This window comes from Phyllobacterium sp. MT110, from assembly GCF_058792715.1.
The window spans coordinates 502612-524303 of record NZ_JBXAFE010000001.1 but is presented as its reverse complement, the minus strand read 5'-3'; the positions used below and the strand labels follow the sequence as shown (position 1 = coordinate 524303).

25 protein-coding genes are annotated in these 21692 nt (G+C 60.0%); 5 read left to right on the top strand and 20 right to left on the bottom strand.

All coding sequences use genetic code 11. The features are described from left to right. Nucleotides 1-29: 29 nt before the first annotated feature. Nucleotides 30-1103 carry a quinolinate synthase NadA gene (gene nadA / locus AC1Q5O_RS02570; protein ID WP_472461436.1) on the bottom strand — a complete coding sequence of 358 codons (1074 nt, stop codon included), beginning with the start codon at nucleotides 1101-1103 and terminating at the stop codon, nucleotides 30-32. Nucleotides 1104-1388: 285 nt separating this feature from the next. Further along, nucleotides 1389-1604 carry a hypothetical protein gene (locus AC1Q5O_RS02565; protein WP_223611288.1) on the bottom strand — a complete coding sequence of 72 codons (216 nt, stop codon included), beginning with the start codon at nucleotides 1602-1604 and terminating at the stop codon, nucleotides 1389-1391. 142 nt (nucleotides 1605-1746) lie between these two features. Between AC1Q5O_RS02565 and AC1Q5O_RS02560 the strand changes: the two genes are divergently transcribed. Next, the gene (locus tag AC1Q5O_RS02560) at nucleotides 1747-2979 is read left to right on the top strand and encodes an MFS transporter (protein ID WP_464659731.1); all 1233 of its coding nucleotides are present in this window, start codon (nucleotides 1747-1749) and stop codon (nucleotides 2977-2979) included. Between the two features lie 6 nt (nucleotides 2980-2985). Here AC1Q5O_RS02560 and AC1Q5O_RS02555 read toward each other — a convergent pair whose 3' ends face one another. The 6 genes from AC1Q5O_RS02555 to AC1Q5O_RS02530 all read right to left on the bottom strand — a co-directional run bounded on the left by AC1Q5O_RS02555 (nucleotide 2986) and on the right by AC1Q5O_RS02530 (nucleotide 7208). Then, nucleotides 2986-4164 carry a glycoside hydrolase family 5 protein gene (locus tag AC1Q5O_RS02555; protein WP_492561806.1) on the bottom strand — a complete coding sequence of 393 codons (1179 nt, stop codon included), beginning with the start codon at nucleotides 4162-4164 and terminating at the stop codon, nucleotides 2986-2988. Between the two features lie 152 nt (nucleotides 4165-4316). Next, nucleotides 4317-4604: a PTS sugar transporter subunit IIB gene (locus tag AC1Q5O_RS02550; protein WP_464659729.1), complete on the bottom strand. Its 288-nt coding sequence runs from the start codon at nucleotides 4602-4604 to the stop codon at nucleotides 4317-4319. Nucleotides 4605-4631: 27 nt separating this feature from the next. After that, a complete protein-coding gene (locus AC1Q5O_RS02545) occupies nucleotides 4632-5093 on the bottom strand; it encodes a PTS sugar transporter subunit IIA (protein WP_463011436.1) in 462 nt (153 codons plus the stop codon). A 24-nt stretch (nucleotides 5094-5117) separates the two neighbouring features. Next, the gene (locus AC1Q5O_RS02540) at nucleotides 5118-6521 is read right to left on the bottom strand and encodes a PTS galactitol transporter subunit IIC (RefSeq protein WP_492561805.1); all 1404 of its coding nucleotides are present in this window, start codon (nucleotides 6519-6521) and stop codon (nucleotides 5118-5120) included. 227 nt (nucleotides 6522-6748) lie between these two features. Continuing rightward, nucleotides 6749-6961, bottom strand: a complete 213-nt coding sequence (locus tag AC1Q5O_RS02535; RefSeq protein WP_492561804.1) for a hypothetical protein — start codon at nucleotides 6959-6961, stop codon at nucleotides 6749-6751. Nucleotides 6962-6965: 4 nt separating this feature from the next. Next, nucleotides 6966-7208, bottom strand: a complete 243-nt coding sequence (locus tag AC1Q5O_RS02530) for a DUF6622 family protein (RefSeq protein WP_492561803.1) — start codon at nucleotides 7206-7208, stop codon at nucleotides 6966-6968. 76 nt (nucleotides 7209-7284) lie between these two features. Between AC1Q5O_RS02530 and AC1Q5O_RS02525 the strand changes: the two genes are divergently transcribed. Beyond that, on the top strand, nucleotides 7285-7878 hold the full coding sequence (locus tag AC1Q5O_RS02525) for a TetR/AcrR family transcriptional regulator (RefSeq protein WP_464659723.1): 594 nt from the start codon (nucleotides 7285-7287) through the stop codon (nucleotides 7876-7878). A gap of 26 nt (nucleotides 7879-7904) precedes the next feature. On the opposite strand, the gene AC1Q5O_RS02520 is transcribed toward AC1Q5O_RS02525, so the two are convergent. The 10 genes from AC1Q5O_RS02520 to rpoZ all read right to left on the bottom strand — a co-directional run bounded on the left by AC1Q5O_RS02520 (nucleotide 7905) and on the right by rpoZ (nucleotide 16142). Then, complete coding sequence (locus AC1Q5O_RS02520; RefSeq protein WP_464659721.1) at nucleotides 7905-8423, bottom strand: PaaI family thioesterase; 519 nt, start codon at nucleotides 8421-8423, stop codon at nucleotides 7905-7907. Then, nucleotides 8420-9196: a DNA repair protein RecO gene (recO, locus tag AC1Q5O_RS02515; protein WP_492561802.1), complete on the bottom strand. Its 777-nt coding sequence runs from the start codon at nucleotides 9194-9196 to the stop codon at nucleotides 8420-8422. Before recO ends, AC1Q5O_RS02520 begins: the two co-directional genes overlap by 4 nt. A 15-nt stretch (nucleotides 9197-9211) precedes the next feature. Then, the gene (gene era, locus AC1Q5O_RS02510; protein ID WP_472461444.1) at nucleotides 9212-10150 is read right to left on the bottom strand and encodes a GTPase Era; all 939 of its coding nucleotides are present in this window, start codon (nucleotides 10148-10150) and stop codon (nucleotides 9212-9214) included. Then, complete coding sequence (gene rnc / locus AC1Q5O_RS02505; RefSeq protein ID WP_464659717.1) at nucleotides 10147-10860, bottom strand: ribonuclease III; 714 nt, start codon at nucleotides 10858-10860, stop codon at nucleotides 10147-10149. The genes era and rnc overlap by 4 nt, the downstream gene beginning before the upstream one ends. A gap of 7 nt (nucleotides 10861-10867) precedes the next feature. Beyond that, nucleotides 10868-11650 (bottom strand): signal peptidase I, encoded by a 783-nt coding sequence (gene lepB, locus AC1Q5O_RS02500; RefSeq protein WP_288194245.1) that lies wholly within the window; start codon nucleotides 11648-11650, stop codon nucleotides 10868-10870. 89 nt (nucleotides 11651-11739) lie between these two features. Continuing rightward, entirely contained in the window at nucleotides 11740-12144 is a 405-nt protein-coding gene (gene acpS / locus AC1Q5O_RS02495; protein WP_492561801.1) for a holo-ACP synthase, read from the bottom strand. Further along, nucleotides 12141-12701, bottom strand: coding sequence for a DUF2062 domain-containing protein (locus AC1Q5O_RS02490; RefSeq protein WP_464659715.1), 561 nt, complete (start codon nucleotides 12699-12701; stop codon nucleotides 12141-12143). Before AC1Q5O_RS02490 ends, acpS begins: the two co-directional genes overlap by 4 nt. Nucleotides 12702-12773: 72 nt before the next feature. Continuing rightward, the gene (gene pyrE, locus AC1Q5O_RS02485; protein ID WP_223611303.1) at nucleotides 12774-13352 is read right to left on the bottom strand and encodes an orotate phosphoribosyltransferase; all 579 of its coding nucleotides are present in this window, start codon (nucleotides 13350-13352) and stop codon (nucleotides 12774-12776) included. Nucleotides 13353-13362: 10 nt separating this feature from the next. Further along, complete coding sequence (locus AC1Q5O_RS02480) at nucleotides 13363-15585, bottom strand: RelA/SpoT family protein (RefSeq protein ID WP_472461445.1); 2223 nt, start codon at nucleotides 15583-15585, stop codon at nucleotides 13363-13365. A gap of 152 nt (nucleotides 15586-15737) precedes the next feature. Beyond that, nucleotides 15738-16142 (bottom strand): DNA-directed RNA polymerase subunit omega, encoded by a 405-nt coding sequence (gene rpoZ / locus AC1Q5O_RS02475; protein WP_492561800.1) that lies wholly within the window; start codon nucleotides 16140-16142, stop codon nucleotides 15738-15740. A 297-nt stretch (nucleotides 16143-16439) separates the two neighbouring features. Between rpoZ and AC1Q5O_RS02470 the strand changes: the two genes are divergently transcribed. Then, the gene (locus AC1Q5O_RS02470) at nucleotides 16440-17012 is read left to right on the top strand and encodes a LabA-like NYN domain-containing protein (RefSeq protein WP_223611306.1); all 573 of its coding nucleotides are present in this window, start codon (nucleotides 16440-16442) and stop codon (nucleotides 17010-17012) included. Between the two features lie 79 nt (nucleotides 17013-17091). Then, nucleotides 17092-17742 (top strand): uracil-DNA glycosylase, encoded by a 651-nt coding sequence (locus AC1Q5O_RS02465; RefSeq protein WP_492561799.1) that lies wholly within the window; start codon nucleotides 17092-17094, stop codon nucleotides 17740-17742. 21 nt (nucleotides 17743-17763) lie between these two features. On the opposite strand, the gene smpB is transcribed toward AC1Q5O_RS02465, so the two are convergent. After that, nucleotides 17764-18252, bottom strand: coding sequence for an SsrA-binding protein SmpB (smpB, locus tag AC1Q5O_RS02460; protein ID WP_105735936.1), 489 nt, complete (start codon nucleotides 18250-18252; stop codon nucleotides 17764-17766). 176 nt (nucleotides 18253-18428) lie between these two features. Then, nucleotides 18429-19310: a 4-hydroxy-tetrahydrodipicolinate synthase gene (dapA, locus tag AC1Q5O_RS02455; RefSeq protein WP_223611308.1), complete on the bottom strand. Its 882-nt coding sequence runs from the start codon at nucleotides 19308-19310 to the stop codon at nucleotides 18429-18431. Nucleotides 19311-19575: 265 nt separating this feature from the next. Between dapA and AC1Q5O_RS02450 the strand changes: the two genes are divergently transcribed. Further along, entirely contained in the window at nucleotides 19576-21672 is a 2097-nt protein-coding gene (locus tag AC1Q5O_RS02450) for a lytic transglycosylase domain-containing protein (RefSeq protein WP_492561798.1), read from the top strand. Nucleotides 21673-21692: the final 20 nt, after the last annotated feature.

Here is a 21692-nt window from a genome sequence, read left to right as displayed (position 1 = left end):
GTTGCCCAGCCGGGCCGTTGGGTTGAAGGTCAGTTCTTGAGGTTCACCATGCGCTCGACGGCAAGACGGGCACGTTCGGCAACCAGCGGATCGACGTGAATTTCCTCACGCATGTAGACGAGGCTTTCCAGAATGTTCGGCAGCGTGATGCGCTTCATGTGCGGGCAAAGGTTGCACGGCTTGATGAACTTCACGCCGGGCACTTCCGACTCGATATTCGACGCCATCGAGCATTCCGTGACGAGAAGCACCTTTGCAGGCTTCCGGTCCTTCACATAATTGATCATGCCGCTGGTGGAGCCGGTATAATCGGCGATGGCCACGACTTCCGGCGGGCATTCCGGATGGGCAATGATCTGGATATCCGGATCGGCAACCCTGTAAGCCAGAAGCTCATCGGCGGTGAAGCGCTCATGCACTTCGCAATGGCCCTTCCAGGTGAGGATCTTGACATCGGTCTGGGCGGCGACGTTCTGCGCCAGGAATTCGTCGGGAATGCACAGAACCCGGTCAACGCCAAAGCTCTCGACCACCTGAACGGCGTTGGCCGAGGTGCAGCAGATATCGCTTTCCGCCTTCACCTCGGCCGAGGTGTTGACATAGGTGACGATCGGCACGCCGGGATAGGTTTCCCGCAGCAGGCGGACATCGGCGCCGGTGATGGATTCAGCCAGCGAACAGCCGGCTCGCATATCCGGAATAAGAACGGTTTTCTGCGGGTTCAGCAGTTTCGAGGTCTCGGCCATGAAATGCACGCCGCACTGGACGATGATTTCCGCGTCGACACGCGTGGCCTCGCGGGCCAGCTGCAGGGAGTCCCCGACAATGTCGGCGACGCAATGGAAAATTTCCGGCGTCTGGTAATTATGCGCGAGAATGACGGCATTGCGCTGCTTCTTCACCCGGTTGATCGCCGCCACATAGGGCGCGTAAACCGGCCATTCGATGCGCGGAATATGATGTGCGACCCGCTGGTAGAGGTGTTCGGTTTCCGCCGCCACTTCCGGGGTGAAAGACAGGTCCGGCATGGTGAGAACGCCGAAACGCTCCGCTGCGGATGGGCCGGCGATAGGGCCGTTTACGGTGCGCGCAGTGCTGGTCATCGTCTTTTCCTCCAAGGGCAACCTCCTCAGATTGCCTGCTGCCGATCATTTATACTCAATATGAGCATATTTGTGATCAAAAGAAAAACGGCAAGGCCGTCGCTGAATACATAGGCCAATATTTCCACGGCTTCAAGGGGCAGATTTTCAACAATCGGCTAAAGATTGCGGGAGGAATGAACGCGCCGAAGACAATCCGGCGCGGGTTTTCCCTGTGTCACGCATGACGTGCGAGCCGATGGAAACGCCCGGCTTGAGGGCATTTCCCCGATTTATTTCAGAGGGTTAGTACGTGGTTCCCCGGTGGCGGTAATAGTTGCGGTCCTGCCGGTCACGTTTGGCCGGGCTGTCGCCACCCAGACGCGGCGAGCAATCGGTGAATATTTTCGCGTTGATATCCGTTGGCCGGTCGCAAAAGACCAGCGGGCTGACCCGGCCCGAATTGGCGCAACCGGCCAGGGTAATGGTGGCCAAAGCCAGAAGTGGCAGAAGAAATCGCATCGGGAAAACCTTTGTCTGTATGTGCGGCAGGGAATCGAAGGACCCATAACGTATCAATTGTGTTGATGTGCCAATTCACATCTATTCAATTGATTGAGAGTACAAATAGGATAATTCTCTCCTGGATTTAAGGGGAGAGACCATGATTCAATCGCGCACAGCAAAGCCTGCGGGCTTACCGTGGCTGATCATCACCGCCGGTTGTCTCATCGCGGTCATGACATTCGGCCCGCGCTCGGCCATGGGTCTTTTCCAGTTGCCGCTGCTGCATGACAAAGGCTGGGACCGCACCACATTCGGCATGGCCATCGCCCTGCAGAATCTGTTCTGGGGTATCGGCCAGCCCTTCTTCGGCGCCATCGCCGACAAATTCGGCACATGGCGGGTCCTGCTGATGTCCGCGATCCTCTACAGCGCCGGGCTGATCCTCATGGCATGGGCTTCCTCGCCCGGCATGCTCTATATCGGCGGCGGCCTTCTTGTCGGCCTCGGCATCGCCTCCGGTTCCTTTGGAACGATCCTTTCCGCATTTGCCCGCAATGTTTCGGCCGAAAAACGCACCTTCGTCTTCGGCCTCGGCACCGCAGCGGGTTCCGCCGGCATGTTTGTGTTTTCGCCGCTCAGCCTTGCGCTGATCGAGCGTTTCGGCTGGTCTGATGCGCTGGTCTATCTCGGCATCGCCATGCTGATCGTACCGCTCCTCGCCATCCCGCTGCGCGGCAATTCCACCAGCGGCCGCGTCAGCGAGGCACAGTACAAGCAATCCATGGGCGAAGCCCTGCGCGAAGCGCTCGGCCACAGAAGCTATGTGCTGCTGACGACAGGCTTTTTCGTCTGCGGCTTCCAGCTGGCGTTCATCACCGCGCACTTTCCCGCCTATATCAGCGATATCGGCATCGATGCCAAATATGCGGTGCTGGCGCTGGCCCTGATCGGCTTTTTCAACGTGATCGGTTCGCTGGCATCCGGCGTCATCAGCCAGCGCTATTCCAAGCCGAAATTCCTCGCCTATCTCTATATCGGCCGCTCGGTGCTGGTGGCGGCATTCCTGCTGTTGCCGCAGACCGGTGCATCCGTCGTGGTGTTTGCCATTGTGATGGGGCTGATGTGGCTTTCAACCGTACCGCCGACCAATGCGCTGGTCGCCATCATGTTCGGCACGCGCTATCTCGGCATGCTCGGCGGCATCGTGTTCTTGTCGCACCAGATCGGCTCTTTCCTCGGCGTCTGGCTGGGCGGCTATCTCTACGATCACTTCGGCAGCTACAACCCCGTGTGGTGGCTGAGTGTCGTCCTCGGGATTTTCGCCGCCATCGTGCATTGGCCGATTGAAGAGCGCCAGGCGGACCGCCCCGCCCTGCAACCGGCCGAATAGGCTGCGTTACGGCTGAAGGCGCTTACGGATGGGTTCGAATTCCGGCGTGGCCTTGCGTTTGACCGGATCCGGCTCGTTCGCATCGATGGCTTCCCAGTACTTCCAGTTCAGCTTTTCCGATCCAAGCTCGTAGTCCATGCCGTCCCAGCTGTCCTCACGGAAACTGTAAAAAGCCCAGTGCAGCCTGTCTTTATCGAGCACGGTCAAGACATCCTCGAGATAGGCCTTGCAACCCGCAAGCATGCGCATGCAGCCATATTCGCCTGCGACCAGCCGGTTGAGCGGGATATGATGCGCCTTGGCCCAGTCGACCGGCTTGGCGAGGTAATCGGCAACGTTCTGCGCATTCCATGTCACCGTTGATCCGGCATAGGGAACCTCGCCCGGATAGGCATAGGGCTTCTTCCGCTTGATATTCGGCGCGCTTGTTGCTTCGTAGGGCTCGTACATGTGGAAACTGTAAACGACCTTCGTGTCATCGAGCGGTGTCGGCCAGTAGCTGAAGGCATCGGCAGCTGCATACCACCCGGCATCCGCCATGACAGGTGTGACGGGATCGACCTTGCGGATTTCAGCGATCACCGTGTTGTAGAAGGCGATCAGGTCGCGCGAGCCGCCCTTCTGCTTGCCGTACCAGGCCTGCATGTCCGCAACACTGGCATGTTCGGCAATACCGCCCATCTTTTCCGGCGCGGGCTCGTTGATGATGTTGTAGGCCGCAATGGCCGGATGATCCTTCAGGGCGGTCGCCAGATCCCGCCAGAACTGCGCTGCCTCCTGCCATTTTGCCTTGTCCTGCCAGAGCCGGTCATCGAACGTGCCGTTGTTGTTCTGCGACCAGCGCATGGATGGCAGGGACAGCGGCGTGATGACGACCTTGAGGCCGGCCTTATCAGCGCGGTCGAGCGTCGCCTTCAGCGTGGCAAGATCGGACGGAGGGATGCCCTCGTAATGATCGGCATCGCCGATGAGAAAATCCCGCTTGGCCGGCTTCCACTTGTCGTAGGAGAGCCGCACCCAGCTTGCGCCATATTTTTTCAAGGCGTCGAAATAGGCCTGGTCCGGAGGCAAGCGATTGAAACTGTTGCCGCCATGCTGCGGCGTATCCCAAAAGGTGATGAGATCGGCGGCATTGGCGGCGCAGCTCATGGCGAGGGAGAGAAACAGGGTCGTCGCGATACGCATGGGCACTCCTTCGGATCAATGGTCAGAGGGACAACTGACGGGGCACTGCGGCGGCAATGGGCCGGGTTTTGCCCAGCGCGACAGTTATAAACAGAAACCGCCGCCTGACGGGTCAGACGGCGGCGATTTGCATCGATATGGTAAGCGGAGTGTTAATCGCGCAATGCCGCCTCGATCTTGTCGAGCGCCTCGGCCTTGCCGATGCCGGTGAGGAAGGCGAGCGTTGTGATCACCGGCTTGCCGAGATCCTTCGGCAACTGGGTCGTGGTGACGACAAGGTCGACATCATCGATCTGGCTGGCTACCTCGGTCGCCTTGCACTGGCGTGAATTGAACGTAATGCCGCGTTCCTTCAGCGCGTCCTCCACCGCGTGAGCGACGACGGTCGACGTCGCGATACCGGTTCCGCAGGCGAAAAGTACAGTCTTTTGTTTGGTCATTGGTCCCTCTTCATCCCGGATGGCGCATCAGGCCAAAAGCCGGGTCACATCGTCAACAGTGGTGGATCGCATCAGGGCGGAGATCGTGTCCGCCGACTGAATGGTCAAGGCGATTTCCTGCAGCATTTCGATCTGCTGGTCCTTGTCGTTGAGGGCCATCAGAAAAACCACGCTGACCTGCAGTTTTTCCTCCGGGTCCTCCATATTGCAAAAGGCCACCGGCCTGCACAGCGTCGCCATGGCGAGGCCCGGTTTCAGCACATGTTCCGGGTCCGTATGGGGAATGGCAACATTGTTGTCCAACCCCAGCGGCAAGCCGGTGGGCAGCGCCGCCTCGCGGGCAAGCACCGCCGCGGCAAAGCTCGGCTTCACATAACCCAGGCTGTGCAAACGATCGGAAAGAATCCGGATCACGTCCTGATCATTCCCGGCCTCGACCCCAAGGACAATCGCCCCGGGATCGAGATAGTTCATCAGGGCTTTCGCCATTCACTTACTCCAGTATACGTCTTGTCAGGCAGTCTTGTCGGCGTTTTCATCGGCACCGGCGGCACGTTCCCATGCGGCGGTGTTGCGGTGATAGGCCCAGAAGGCACCGGCGATGACGATGGCAATGACACCAAGACCCGCCGCGCCGAGACCGCGGATCGCAGCGATCACCGCATAGGACACCCACAGGAACCCGTCGACGACGCTGGTGATCTGCACCGCATTGGCCGGCATCTTGAAGCCGGACGACTGGGCCGCGCTGGTGAACAGCGGTGCCAGCGCGTTGGCGACATAGAAGCCGACAGCCAGCGTGAAGGTGCCGACAATGACCATGCGGAAGACATTCCCCTTCAACAGCGGCGCTGTCATGGCAACGATGAACGGAATGACCGCCAGATCGGCAAAAAGAATGACGCGGTTGCCCGGCAGGATCACCGAGAGGATGATGGCAATCGGCACCAGGATCAGTGACGAAGAGATCGCCGCGGGATGGCCGATCAGAATTGCCGAATCAAGCCCGACCAGCAATTCCCTGTCGCCCGTCCGCTTCTTGACGAAAGCCTGCGCCGCATCGGAAACCGGCAGAAGCCCTTCCATCAATATCTTGACCATGCGCGGCAGCAGCAGCATCACGGCAGCCAAGGTCATGCCGGTCTGCAGCACCTTGCTGAGAACCACGCCGAAATCCCCGGCGTTGTAGTAGGCGATCACGCCGAGCACGAGACCGATGATCAGGCCGAGAATAACCGGCTCGCCGAAGACGCCGAAGCGCTTTTCGAAGGTTTCGGTGTTGATCTCGATCTTGTTGATGCCGGGAATCCGGTCGATGATCCAGTTCAAGATGATGGCAATCGGCAGGATTTGTGCTGAGGCCAGATGCGGCACGGAAATGCCGGGAATGCCATAGAACTGCTGCACGGCCTTGGCTGACCAGTCGGCAAACAGCAGGCAGAGCGCGACCATCAGCGCCGCGACGATCAGGCCGTAGGCCAAGCTGTCGGTGGCGGCGACGGCGAGCGAGCCGATGAAGGCAAAGTGCCAGAAATTCCACACGTCGACGTTCAGCGTGCGGGTCATGCGCGTCAAAAGCAGCACAATATTGACCGCAATACCGATGGGGATCACCCACAGGCCGACGGACGATCCGAAGGCGATGGCAGCGGCCGACGGCCAGCCCACATCGACGATATCGCGCTGAATGCCGGTATTGGTGACGATCGCCTTGGCGACATCGCCAATCGATGTGAGCATCAGCCCGAGCACCAGATTGATACCGATAAAGGCAACGCCGATGGTGACGGCTGCACGGAACGCGCGCCCCACCTTGGCGCCAAGAACCACGGCAATGATGAAAATAACGATCGGCAAGAGGACCGTCGGCCCCATCGTGTCGACGGCAGCCTTCAGGCCCGCCAAGAAACTGTCCATTTAAACCTCCCCAGCAACCCTGCGGCTGCGATACCCCAAACGCTGTTTTTGCGTCGCGCCAATGTTTGACAGGATATGCGGGAAAAACTAGCGGATTTTCCGAAAATTCGACCGAAATTCACACTTGTGCGCGGCGATTTCGCTGCAATTTCCCAGTTCCTGGGCAGATTTTCACAGACCGGGTAAAAGCTTGGCCATTCAGCCCGGCAAACCCCGAAAATGCGTGTTCAAGATGCCTCTGGAACCGGCACTGCCTGCTGGTCGCGATACCGCAGCGCAAGATTGACATTGCGTCCTGCGGTCATGCCGAGAAACCACGCCCAGACACCCGCGGCAATCGGCTGGACCGGCCAAATGGCAACCCATGCAGCATGGGATTCGATGCCGTAATGCAGAGTGAACTCGAAGGCGAAGCTGCCAAGGATAATCGCGAACATCATGATGTCACCCGGCACGGTGATCTGTCCGGCCTGCCGGTCGATGGCGATGGTCCAGCGGCGCGGCGAGGATGTCCCGATCCGCCGGATGCGGAAACAGGCCGAAGAACCCGCGAAAACCGAGAGCCGCAAACAACAGGGGCATGATGAGAAGCCGCCGGATGCGGATCGTGCGCCGGAAGCAGCGCGTAACCCCGACCCACAGCAATGCAATGAAGATAAAATAGACGTAGACCGGGATATGTGACATGGCAAAATCCATTCTCATTGTCAGTTCACCTCAAATAGACTACAATCCTAACAGTGTAAAGATGGTCTGAATACGCATGGACGAACACGATCAGAACCCCGCCGGTTATCATCATGGCAATCTGCGCCAGGCGCTGCTTGCCGCCGCCCGCGGGCTGCTGGAGGAACGCGGCCCCGGCGCTTTGAGTTTGCGCGAGATCGCCCGCCGGGTCGGCGTATCCGCGCCTTCGGCCTATCATCACTTCGCCAGCCTTGATGCCATTGCCGTGTCGCTGGCAGAGCAGGGATTCACGGAATTCGCCGAGCAGCTGGAAGCAGCCCCGACCAATGCCAAGGGCATGCTGGCGCCGACCGGCGAGGCCTATATCGCCTTTGCCCGCGCCAATCCGGCACTTTACCGCCTGATGTTCGGTGAAGGATTGCGCGGTGCTTCGAGGGAAAGCGAGGCCGTGCGCGCGCTGCGCCAGCGCGCCTATGAAAAGGTCAAAGCCGGCTTGTACAAAAGGCTGCCCGCAGAAGAGGTTCCCGCAGCGGCCCTGTTTCTATGGTCGCTGACCCACGGGCTGGCATTGCTGATGATCGACGGGCAAGTGGACGCCGGAGCTGATGCCGACGCATTGATCCGAAAGGTTCTGAGACTGTCGGGAACCGGCTTGCCGAGCGCCGGGTAGCAAGGTCTGATGTGCCGTCAAAAGCCTCAGCCGCCGCGCATGAAACTTTCGAGCGGGAAAATCGCGCACGTCTCGGTGCCGTGGGCCAGCAGCTTGCCGTTGGCATCGCGCAGGAAGGCTTCCGAGGTCGCCAGCGTGCGGCCGCGATGCACAAGCTTGCCCTCGCAGAAGACAGGGCCGGTATCGGGCGACAGCGGCCGCACCAGATTCACCTTGAATTCCACCGTGGTGTAGGCTTCGCCCGGCTTCAGGGTCGTCATCACGCAGCAGGCAAGCGCAGAATCCATCAGAGTCGCCACCCAGCCGCCATGAATGCCGCCCAGCGGATTGAGATGCTCCTGCGCCGGGACGCCCTTGAAGACAACCCGGTTCGGCTCGACCTCATGCAGGGCGAAGGACAGGGTTTTGGCCATGGGCGGAGCGGGATACTCCCCGCGCAGCATCGCCTGCAGGACATCGAGACCGCTGCGCTTTGCCAGATCGGCAAGCGGCAGCGTGCCGATACCACCGGGAAACGCGATGGCAGGCATGGTATCTGAACTCATGGTTGTGCTGACCTTTCCTGCGCGGCCTGGCCCTGCCCTGCCGTCCTTGCTATCGATCGCGATACCGCCGTCAAAAATCCGTCGCGCGACTCCGGCGCCTTCAGCGCCCGCGGTTCCCATACGTGCCGGGTGAAGAAGAAACTGGTCAGACGGAAAGCATCCGTCAGTTCCGCGAGCGACGCCGCCCGCACCTTCGAACTGATCATGAATGGCGGCATCGCCAGAAGCTTGTCGGCCCAGGGCGCACCGGCATCGCGCGATACAGCCCGGCCGGATTTCGGCGAGACATAGGCAAGGTTGTCGCCGCTGCCCGTCGCCGCGCAGCGTTTCAGGTCGAGCCCGAAACCCAGCTCCTCCAGCATCATCACCTCGAAGCGCAGCAGCAATTCACCCGAGATCAGCGGGTCGTCGCAATGTTCGAGGATGATGGCAAGCGTCTCGAAAAGCCCCTGATGCGGATCACGCTCCGGCAGGAGGCGCAGATGCGCGGCAGCCAGCTGCAGGGCATAGAGGCCGACGGGCTGTTCGATCAGCCGGGCAGCGGCAAAGGATACCGGCTCGACCTGCATCATGCCGAGATGCTCGTCAATGCGCGCGCGCCAGATCACATCCACCCGGTTGCCCGACTGCAGCAGCGGCTGCATGCGGCGGGAGCGGCCGCCGCGCACCAGCCCCATATGGCGGCCATGCGCACGCGTCATCAGTTCGAGGATCGCACTGGTTTCCCCGTGCCGCCTCGTTCCGAGTATGATTCCTTCATCCCGCCATTCCATGAGGCGAGACTCGCGCTATCCGTGCGGGAATTCAAGGCCCATTTCGCGGTAGCGCTCGGGATCATTGCCCCAATTGTCACGCACCTTGACGAACAGGAACAGATGGACCTTCTGTTCGAGGATTTCCATCAGTTCCTTGCGGGCGGACTGGCCGATGGCCTTGATCGCCTGCCCCTCGTGGCCGAGCACGATCTTCTTCTGGCTGTCGCGCTCGACATAGATCACCTGCTGGATGCGGACGGAACCATCCGGCTTCTCCTCCCAGCTTTCGGTCTCGATGGTCGACGAGTATGGCAACTCATTGTGCAGGCGCAGGTAAAGCTTTTCCCGGGTGATTTCCGCCGCCAGCATGCGCATCGGCATGTCGGAAATCTGGTCTTCCGGGTAATACCACGGACCTTCCGGCAGGTTGTCCGCAAGGTACTTCAACAGATCCTTGCAGCCATAGCCCTTTAGGGCCGAAATCATGAACGTCTTGTCGAAATTCACCTTCTCGTTGGCGCGCTGCGCCAGTTCCAGGAGTTTCGGCGCTTCGATGCGGTCGACCTTGTTGAGGACGAGAATGACCTTGCGCTTCTTCTCGTGCAGGCTGCCCAGAATGGCTTCCGCTTCTTCGTTGATGCCCTCTTCCACGTCGATCAGCACCAGAATGAGGTCGGCATCCTTGGCGCCGCCCCAGGCTGTCGTCACCATGGCGCGGTCGAGCCGGCGCTTGGGCTTGAAAATACCGGGGGTATCGACCAGCACCATCTGCGTGCGGTCGTGAATGACGATGCCGCGCACCAGCGCGCGCGTGGTCTGGACCTTGTGGGTGACGATCGAAACCTTGCTGCCGACCAGCTGGTTGACCAGCGTCGACTTGCCGGCGTTCGGCGCGCCGATCAAGGCGATGAAGCCCGAACGCGTCGGGCCTTCGGGCTGGGCCGTTTCCGGCGTTGCATCCTGTTCGGTCATGTCTGTCCTTCTTCCTGCGTCTTCTGACGGACGCCTTCCCGGTAAAGCAGGGCAACGGCCGCTTCCTGCTCGGCAATGCGCTTGGAGCGCCCCGTGCCGGTGGCTGGCGCAAAGCCCTTCACCTCTACCTTCACCGTAAATTGTGGATCGTGGTCCGGGCCGGTGCGCTCGACCACGCTATATATGGGCTGGGCACCATCCTGCTGGTGTGCCCATTCCTGCAATTCCGTCTTGGGATCGCGCTGCGCCGAGTTGATCTCGCGCGAGCGGGCATCCCAATACCGCTGGATGAAAGGTTGCGCCGCTTCCAGCCCGCCGTCCAGATAAATCGTGGCGATCAGCGATTCCACCACGTCGGCACGCAGGCTTTTCAGCCGCTTGTCCGCCAGTCCCTTCACATCGGAACCGGTGCGGATGAATTCATGCAGGCCGATTTCATCGGCCACCGCAGCGCATGTATCGGCATTGACCAGCGAGTTCAGGCGCAGCGACAACTCCCCTTCGCTCGCGGTCGGATAGGCGCGGAAGAGCATTTCGGCAATGACCAGCCCGAGAACGCGATCGCCGAGGAATTCGAGCCGTTCGTAATCCGATCCGACCGACTGGCGGGCACTGGCATGGGTCAGCGCGCGCTCCAGGCGGGCGAGATCGCGAAATGTGTGGCTCGTCTGCTCCTCCAGTCTGCGAACGGCGTCAGCGGACAGGGTCATGGGCGGCTCATTGGCTCTTCGGGGTGAAGGAGGTTCCGTTCACGCTGTGAAGCAGGCGGTCAAAGCGCAGCTCCGACGGCCAGCGCCACAGTTCCAGCGGGCTTGCCTTGCCGGCAATGGAGAAGAAGATGATGTTGGCACGGCCGATGAAGTTTTCGAAGGGCACGTAGCCGACGTCAAAGCGGCTGTCGGCGGAATTGTCGCGATTGTCACCCATCATGAAATAGTGGCCGGCCGGCACAACGAATTCACGCGTATCGTCGCCGAGACCATTGGGGGTCAAATCGAGCGTGTCATAGGTCACGCCGTTCGGCAGCGTTTCGCGGTAGACATCCACGGGACGGTTGACTTCGGTGACATCGGGATTGTTGATCTGGCCAACCTTGACGCGCGGCACGGCCACGTCGTTGAGGTAAAGCACGCCACCACGCATCTGCACGCGGTCACCGGGAAGGCCGACGACGCGCTTGATGAAATCCAGCGATGTATCGTTGGGCTTGCGGAACACGGCGATGTCGCCGCGCTGCGGCTCGCTGGCCCAGATGCGCCCGGAAAACAGGTTCGGCGCAAAGGGAATCGAGTATTTCGAGAAGCCGTAGGAGAATTTCGAAACGAAGAGATAATCGCCCTCAAGCAGGGTCGGACGCATCGAACCGGACGGAATGTTGAACGGCTGGAACAGCACGGTCCGGATCACCAGAGCGAGCAGCAGGGCCTGCACGACAACGCTGATCGTCTCGCCAAGACCGCCAGATTTTTTCACAACAGATTTGTCGCTCACGCTCGTCATATCTCCAAATTTCTAAGCTGCACCCTCTTAACCGCTGAATCTGCAGGGAGCAATGCTACATAGCTCTGCTCAATGGCGTTTGATTGCGGCTATTCCACGATTTTCAGCGCTTCGATAATCACGAATGCTTGCGCAAGCGGAAAATCGTCGGTGATCGTCACGTGGATGTGCGCGGTATGTCCGGCGGGCAGAATCGCCTCAAGCCGACGGGCGGCACCATTGGTGAGCCGCATCGTCGGCGCGCCGCTCGGAAGGTTGATCACCCCCATGTCGCGCCAGAAAACACCTTCGGACAACCCCGTCCCGAGCGCCTTCGCGCAGGCCTCCTTGGCCGCAAAACGCTTGGCATAGGAGGCGGCGCGCAGCTTGCGCCGTTCGGAGCGGGCCTGCTCGACCGGCGTGTAGACACGATCGATGAAGCGCCGGCCATGCCGCTCCAATGTCTTTTCAATGCGTCTTATATCAATCAGGTCACTGCCGATCCCGATGATCATGAGGGTTCGGCCACCTTTTCCAGCGCATAACCGGCCTTGCGGCGGTGCTGGAAGCTGGCAACGATCCAGCGGGTCGGGAAATAGACCACCAGGGCAGCGATGAAACCGAGGGGGATCGCGCCGATCAGCATCGGCTTGACGATCGGGCCCCACAATTCGGCGAAATCCAGATGCCGCAGCATGTGGCCGAGATGATGCGGGAAAGGCTCGTCGCTGGGGCCGCCGCTCAGGATGAACCGTCCGGCCTCCAGCGTCGCGCCCCAGATAAACGGCAGGAACAGCGGATTGCCGAGCGTCGTGCCAAGGATGGCGGCGGCAATGTTGCCGCCGATGATCCAGGCAATCGCCAGCGCCACGGCGATATGTACGCCGAGAATGGGAATGAACGAAGAAAAAATGCCGGCGGCAAGCCCTGCCGCAATAGCGTGCGGGGTTGCCCGCAGCCGCAGAACACGCTTGCCGAAATAGCGCAGCGACCGGCCGACCGAGCGGCGCGGCCACAACGCAGTACGCATCCGTTCACGGAAGCCCGGTTTGATACGCCGTTTGAAGAGCATTGGTATTCAAGTCCCTCGACGCCGGAGCCAGCGAGTGCGCAACTGGCTCAAGCGCTCACGTCTTTTGGTTAATCAAATATTACGACTACCAGGCTTAACGGGCGGAATTGCGGCAAGCTCAGGCGGTAATTGGTCCGCAGGATAGGCCGGGACTTCATATTCCGCCAGTGCAATCAGCGGCACGCCGACATCTGTCTTGCCGGCGGAGCGATCGATAATGCAGGCAGCAGCCAGAACCTCGGCGCCCAGTTCCTGCAAGGTGGTGACCGTCTCGCGGATCGACAAGCCCGTCGACACGATATCTTCGACGATGACGACGCGCGCACCCTTGGCAATTTCAAAGCGGCGCAGGCGGAACACACCGTTCTCGCGTTCGACCCAGATGGCCGGGACGCCGAGATGGCGCGATGTTTCATAGGCCGGGATGATGCCGCCGATGGCCGGTCCCACCACGTAGTCGATCGGGCCAAGACCGGCATTCCTGATCTTGTCCGCCAGCGCACGGCACACGCGCTCGGTCTTGTCCGCATGCATGAACACGCGGGCCTTTTGCAGGAATGTCGGGCTGCGCAAGCCCGATGTCAGGATAAAATGCCCTTCGAGCACTGCCCCTGCTTCGCGAAATACCTGCAGAACTTCATCCGTATTCATGTGTGCCCCTCTATCCGTTCACGCGCTGTGCATCGCTGACGCACTTGCTTTCCTTGAGTTTCGACAGGATCCGGTTGAGATGTTTCAGATCCCAGACCTCCAGGTCGACGATCATCTGCGTAAAGTCAGGCGCCGTGCGGACCATGGAGAGATTGTGAATATTGGTTTCGTTGGCGGCGATGATCTCGGCGATTTCTGCCAATGAACCCGGCGCATTGATCGCCGAAATGTTGATGCGGGCCGGGAAGCGGTCGCGCCGGCTCTCGTCGATATCCCATCGCACGTCGATCCAGCGCTCCGGCTGGTCGTCATAGGCCATCAGCGCCGATGACTGGATCGGATAGATGGTCATGCCCGCACCGGGCTGCAGAATGCCGACGATGCGGTCACCCGGCACCGCACCTTCCGGCGAGAAATGCACGGGCATGTCGGGGCTCGCCCCGCGGATCGGCAGGGCATGCGGGCCGCCCGGCTCCCATCCCGTCGCGCCGTCGCTGCCTTCCGGCATCTTGAAGATCATGCCCGACGTGTTGCGGAAATTGACCCAGCCTTCCTCGCGTTCGCTCTGTGTCGGCTTGGGCTTGGAGTCCTGATATTCCGGATAGACCGCCTTCATGACATCGGAGGACGGCAGTTCCCCGCGGCCGACCGCGGCCAGAACATCGTCGATCTCCTTGCGCGCCAGACGCGGCAGGCCCTTCTTCAGTTCATCGCGCGAGTAGACTTTCCCGGCCCGCTCGAAAGCCCGCTCGAGAATCTGCGTGCCGAGGCCGGAATACTGCTTGCGCACCGCAATGCGCGTGGCACGGCGGATGGCAGCGCGCGCCTTGCCGGTGACGACCACCGATTCCCAGGCCGCCGGCGGTGTCTGCGCCTTGGAGCGGATGATCTCGACCTCATCGCCATTATGCAATTCGGTCATCAGCGGCATGATGCGGCCATTGACCTTGGCGCCGACGCAGCTGTCGCCGATATTGGTGTGCACCGCATAGGCGAAATCGATCGGCGTTGCCCCGCGCGGCAGGGCGATGAGCCGGCCCTTCGGCGTGAAGCAGAAAACCTGGTCCTGAAACAGCTCCAGCTTGGTGTGTTCGAGAAACTCTTCCGGATTGTCGCCTTCCGCCAGGGCTTCGATGGTCTGGCGCAACCAGGCATAGGCGTTGGTTTCCGTCGAAATAACATGCGGGTTCTGCGCGCTGCCGCGATCCTTGTAGATCGAGTGGGCGGCGACGCCGTATTCGGCAATGTCGTTCATTTCGCGGGTGCGGATCTGCAGTTCGACACGCTGGCGCGACGGACCGACGATGGTGGTGTGGATCGAACGGTAGTCATTCTGCTTGGGCGTCGAAATATAATCCTTGAAGCGGCCCGGCACCATCGACCACGTGGTATGGATGATGCCAAGCGCATTGTAGCAATCGGCGACGGTATCGACGACGACGCGGAAGCCGAAGATATCGGAGAGCTGTTCGAAGGAGAGCCCTTTGCTTTCCATCTTGCGGAACACCGACCAGGCCTTCTTCTGCCGGCTTTTGACACTGGCCTTGATGCCGCGCTTTTCGAACAGGCTGGAAAGATCGGTTTCGATCTGCGTCAGCGTGCTGCGGTTCTTTTCCATCAGCTCGGCGAGCCGGTTGGTCACGGCATTGAAAGCTTCGGGATTGATGTAGCGGAAGGCCAGCCCTTCCAGTTCCTCGCGCATATCCTGCATGCCCATGCGCCCGGCGAGCGGCGCATAGATATCCATGGTTTCCTCGGAAATGCGCAAACGCTTGTCCGGCGGCACGTGATGCAGCGTGCGCATATTGTGCAGGCGGTCGGCGAGCTTGACCAGCAGCACCCGCACATCGTCGGAAATCGCCAGGAGCAGCTTGCGCAGGTTTTCCGCCTGCACGGCCTTTTTCGAGACGAGGTCCAGCTTTTTCAGCTTGGTCAGGCCCTCGACGAGCTTGCCGATGTCGGGCCCGAACAGCGTGTCGATTTCCTGGCGGGTCGCCGATGTATCCTCGATGGTGTCATGCAGCAGGGCAATGGCGATCGTCGCCTCGTCCAGATGCATGTCGGTGAGGATCGCGGCCACTTCGAGCGGATGGGAAAAGTACGGATCGCCCGATGCACGTTTCTGGTGACCATGCTTCTGCATGGCATAGACATAGGCTTTGTTGAGAAGCGCCTCATTGACGTCAGGCTTGTAACGCTGAACACGCTCGACAAGCTCATACTGACGCATCATGGACGGAAGCCTCCAAACCCAAAACTCTAAATTATCGAGCGATATATGGTAATTGCGTTACCAAGACGCAAAAATAATGCGCCGCAGAAAGACTGCGACGCATCACGATAGCCTGAACCGGCAATCAGTCGTGCTGAAAGCGCGACATTTGATTAATAGTCGTCGCTTTTTTCCGGAGCTACCAGACCTTCGATACCGGCCAGCAGTTCCTCTTCCGACATGCTGTCGAAGGAAACATTGTCGTCTGCCTCGATCTCGGCAATCTCGTTGCCTTCGCTGTCGCCGGAGGTGACCTGCGCTACCACAGCAACGGCTTCCGGCTCGTCGACTTCCACATGCTTCTGCAGCGAATGGATCAGATCTTCCTTGAGGTCGCCCGGCGAAAGCGTTTCCTCTGCGATTTCGCGCAGGGCAACAACCGGATTCTTATCATTGTCGCGATCGATGGTGATCGCTGCACCCTGTGAAATCAGGCGCGCGCGGTGACTGGCGAGCAAAACCAGTTCAAACCGGTTTTCGACCTTGTCAACGCAATCTTCAACAGTGACGCGGGCCATGAGCTGCCCCTTTCATTTTTAACTGAATTAGCGGATTAAGCGGGACATAACGCGGTTACACGGAAAAAACAAGCAAAAGCCGTCAACACGTTCGACGCGGGCTGTTTAACAGTAAAAAACAATCACCATATATTGAGCGGTTCCATCCAAAATTCGGACAAATTTTCCGCCCAGCTATTGGCTTTTCACCGAACCCGACGTAGTAAATATGCTACTTTCGTATAAGATCAGATCGAGCTTTATTACCTTCTAGCTGATTTGAAATTGAAGCTCACCTTTTTGAAATGGAACCTTATTATGTTTGATCCACGTGAAAAGATCGTTTTGTTTATCGATGGTGCAAATCTCTACGCAGCCTCAAAGGTACTGGGATTTGATATTGACTATCGCAAACTTCTTACAGCTTTCCAGAAAAGAGGCTATTTGCTTCGCGCGTATTACTACACAGCGCTTGTAGAAGATCAGGAATACTCATCGATACGCCCATTGATCGATTGGCTTGATTACAACGGATATAAGGTTGTTACGAAACCCGCAAAAGAATTTACCGATTCTGCCGGCCGCCGTAAGATCAAGGGCAATATGGACATTGAACTTGCTGTCGATGCCATGCAGTTGACGGACACGGTGGACCATTTTGTTATCTTCTCCGGCGACGGCGATTTCCGCTCCCTGGTGGAAGCCTTGCAGCGCAAGGGCCGCAAGGTCAGCGTCGTCTCGACACTTTCGACCCAGCCGCCAATGATATCGGATGAACTGCGCCGTCAGGCGGATCATTTCATCGACCTGACATCGCTGCGCACCGAAATCGGCCGCGAGGCATCCGAGCGCGCACCGCGCCGCGTCGAAGAAGAACAGGTCGATTACTAATAATCGCTTATTGATATTTGTGGAAAGATTCGGAAATGCCGCATGGAAAACCATGCGGCATTGTGCTTTTTAGCGCCCTATGAGTGTCGAACCTTCCCCCGATTGCCCGATCTGTCCGCGACTGCATGACTTCATCGCCGCATGGCGCGTGAAAGAACCGGCGTGGCACAACGCGCCGGTCCCCGCCTTCCTGCCTGCGGGTGGGATTGAGTCGGTTCAGCTGCTCATTATCGGGCTCGCACCCGGCCTGCGCGGCGCCAACAGGACGGGCCGCCCGTTCACCGGCGACTATGCGGGGGATTTGCTTTACGGCACGCTGGCAGAATTCGGCTTTTCCCGCGGCACTTTCGCCGCCCGGCCGGATGACGGCCTGGAACTGCTCGATGCGGCGATCGTCAACGCCGTTCGCTGTGTTCCGCCGGAAAACAAACCGGTCGGCGGCGAGATCAACAATTGCCGGCGGTTTCTGACGCCGACCATCCAGCAGTTCCGCAACCTGCGCGCCATCGTGACCCTTGGCACCATCGCGCACCAGTCGACGATACGGTCGCTGAAGCAGCCGGTGGCGAAATTTCCGTTCAGCCATGGCGGACAGTCCGATATCGGCGATATCCGCATTTTTTCCAGCTATCATTGTTCGCGCTACAACACGAACACCGGACGCCTGACCGAACCCATGTTCAAGAGCGTCTTCGCCGCCGTGCGCATGCATCTGGATGCTTCGGTTTAAGGGTACAATGCACCCACGCAATCAGCCGCGGTCGCGCAGCAGCCGTGACTTCTCACGGTTCCAGTCGCGCTGCTTTTCCGTCTCGCGCTTGTCGTGCAGTTTCTTGCCGCGGGCGACGGCAAGTTCGAGCTTCGCCCTGCCCTGATCGTTGAAATAAAGTTTCAGCGGCACGACGGTCATGCCTTCGCGGTCCACCGATTGCGCCAGGCGTGCCATTTCACGCTTGCTGACCAGCAGCTTGCGGTGGCGGCGCGGCGCGTGGTTGAAGCGGTTGGCCTGCAGATATTCCGGAATATAGGAATTGATCAGCCAGAACTCGCCGTTCTCGAGGCTCGCATAGCTTTCGGCAATGTTGGACTGGTTGTTGCGCAGGGATTTGACTTCCGTACCCTGCAACACAATGCCAGCCTCCATCGTGTCGAGAATCTCGAAATTGAAGCGCGCTCTGCGGTTCTCGGCAATGACCTTGCGAACCGTAATGGGTTTTTTGGCAGCTTTGGGCTTGTTCATGAGGCCTATATAATGCTTTGCAAGTAGGTCGTACACTCACAAATCTGGTCGAAATGGCGCCTGAAACGGCAAGAAGATGCGAGGAGAGGCGCGAAGGGCGGGGTCTTTCCCCCGACCGAGCGGTTCGACACTGCAGCTTGCAGCCGTTTCGGCGTCCGAAGGATATGGCTCAATTGTCAGTTGATCAAACCCGCATGTTTCATCGCCTGATCGATACGTTCGGCGGTAGCCGCTTCAATCGGGACGAGCGGGGAACGCACCGAATTGTTCATCTTGCCGAGCTTGGCCAGGGCATATTTCGGGCCCGTCGGGTTTGGCTCGATAAACAGCGCCTTGTGCAGCGGCATCAGGCGATCCTGAATGGCGAGCGCCGCGGTGAAGTCGCCCCGCAGGGTCGCAGCCTGGAATTCGGCACACAGGCGCGGCGCGACGTTCGAGGTGACGGAGATGCAGCCGACACCGCCATGGGCGTTGAAGCCGAGCGCCGTCGCGTCCTCGCCGGACAGCTGGATGAAATCCAGACCGCAGGTGATGCGCTGTTCCGAAACGCGCTCGATCTTGCCTGTCGCATCCTTCACGCCGGCAATGTTCTTGAAGTCATGCGCCAGCTGGCCCATCGTCTCCGGGGTCATGTCGATGATCGAACGGCCGGGAATGTTGTAGATGATGATCGGCAGCGAGACGGATTCGGCCACGGCCTTGTAATGGGCATAGAGACCGCGCTGGTTCGGCTTGTTGTAATAGGGCGTGACGACGAGAATCGCGTCCGCCCCGGCCTTTTCCGCATGCTGCGCCAGCTCGATGGCTTCGCGTGTGTTGTTGGAGCCCGCACCGGCAATCACCGGCACCTTGCCCTTGGCTTCCTCAATGCAGACTTCGACCACGCGCTTGTGCTCGGCATGGGACAGCGTCGGCGACTCGCCCGTCGTTCCGACAGGCACGAAACCATTGGTGCCCTCGGCGAGCTGCCAGGCCAGGAATGCGCGAAAGGCTTTCTCGTCAAACGACCCGTTTTGGTCGAATGGCGTGACGAGAGCGGTGATTGAGCCTTTCAGCATGGTGAACTCCAAGAAAACAACGTTAGATCAAGGCCGGGCCAGCATGGCGCCAACCAGGAGGTGGCGCACCATAGTCGTGCAACCTTCGCCGGGCAAGATGATTTCCTTGATGAAAAACAGCAATACAATTGATGTTTTGCGTAGAACCAACGGACCATGCTAACCTTTCGTTAAGATTGCCTTCACACGTCCGCCACTATTATCTGATCCAACAGTTCTGGATCCGGGGCTGCGCGTGATCCTTTCGATTAAATTGGTTGCCTGAATGCTGAGAACTTCTGTTTTGCGTCATGTTCTTCTCGCGTCATCGCTGCTGGTGACGACGGCTTCGTTTGCGCAAAATTCAACGCCGCCCATTCCAACTCTCAAACCGTTTGCCCCTACCCAGACACGGACCAGCCCCGCAGCGCAGATCATGGCCAAGCCCGATCCGGTGACCACGGCGGGTATCGCCCAGCCGTCGAAACCGTCGGCCATTGCAGGCAGCCTCAAGAGCGGCCTCGATGCCCTGTCGGGCGGCGACGTGCAGCAGGCTCTCGGCATCCGCAACGGACTGCCGGCCGATGCGCTGGACCGTCATATCCTGACCTGGGCCATCGGCCTGTCGAATGCGCCGGGTGTTCCCAGCTCGGAAATCGCCCATGCGGCGGCGGAACTGCCGGGTTGGCCCGGCATGGCGACCTTCCGCAACAATTCGGAACGGGCGCTGTTCAAGGAGAACCCGCCGGCGGCAACGGTGATCAATGCCTTTGGCGGCACCCCGCCGCAGACGGCCGAAGGCACCATCATCCTGGCCCGCGCCTTTGTCGCCACCGGCAACACCGCCCGTGCCCGTCAGGTGCTCGGCCCCTTCTGGCGCACCAAGAAGCTGGACGATGCGCAGGAAACGGCGATCCTGAAGGAATTTGCGCAGGTCATTCCGCGCGAGGACCATTTGGTGCGCATGCTGACCATGCTTTACGAAGGCAAGGCGAAATCTGCCGGCCGCGTCGCCAAGCTTGCCAATGCCGACGTTCTCTATCAGGCCTTTGCCGCGGTTCTGCAGAAATCCCCGGATGCGGCGCAGAAACTGGCGGCCGTCACTGGCTCCTGGCAATCGAACCCGGCCTACATCTTTGCCAAGGCGCAGTATCTGCGCCGCCAGGAACGCTTCAAGGAAGCGGCCGATGTGCTGGCCACCGCGCCGCGCGATGCGGCGTCGCTGATTGACCCGGACGCCTGGTGGGTGGAACGGCGCGTGCTGTCGCGTGAACTGCTGGATATCGGCGATGCCACGCGCGCCTACAAGATCGCTGCCATGCACAGCGCCGAAACCCCGTCCGTCGCCGCCGAGGCGGAATTCCATGCGGGCTGGTATGCCCTGCGGGCGCTCAAGGACCCGCAGACGGCGCAGCGCCATTTCGCCCGCATCGCCGAGATTTCGTCGCGGCCCATGTCCGCCTCGCGCGCCTATTACTGGCTGGGCCGTTCCGCCGAAGCGGGCGCGGGCGGCAATGCGCGTGACTATTACAGCCGTGCGGCGCGTTTCGGCACGACATTCTATGGCCAGCTGGCCGCCGCCAAGCTCGGACAGGCGAGCCTGCAACTGCCCTATCCGCGCCCGAGCGACGCGGATCGCGCCCGTTTTGCCCAGCGCGAAGCTGTGCGCGCCATCCAGCGCCTGGAAGATACCGGCTATGCGCAGCGCGCCGCAATTCTGTACGCCAGCCTGAGCCAGGAACTCGACAGTCCCGGCGAACTGGCATTGCTGGCGGTCATGGCGGAACGCACGAGCAATCACTTCGTCGCCCTGCGCGTCGGCAAGATTGCGGCGCAGCGCGGCATCGACGTCGGCGCCCTGTCGCATCCCATCGGCGCCATCCCCGGCAATGCCAATATTTCCGGTTCCGGGGCTGCCCTTGCCTATGCCATCGCCCGGCAGGAGAGCGAGTTCAACGCCAGCGCCGTTTCCAGTGCGGGCGCGCGCGGCCTGCTGCAGTTGCTGCCGGGCACAGCCAAAGACGTCGCCAAGCGCGCCGGAATTTCCTATTCCAAGGACCGGCTTACCGGCGATGCCGCCTATAACGCTACCCTCGGCGCGCGGTTCCTCGGCGAACAGATCGCCAAATTCGACGGTTCCTACGTCCTGACCTTTGCCGGATACAATGCCGGGCCCAACCGCGCCAATGAGTGGGTTTCGCGCTACGGCGATCCGCGCGGCAAATCCGTCGACGAGGTCGTCGACTGGATCGAGCGCATTCCCTATACGGAAACCCGCAATTACGTGCAGCGCGTCATGGAGAACTACGAGGTTTACAAATCGCGGCTCTATGGCAAGGCCCAGATCGAGAGCGATCTGACCGCCGGTCGGCTGCAGCGTTAGCCGGGCTCTACACTCAACAA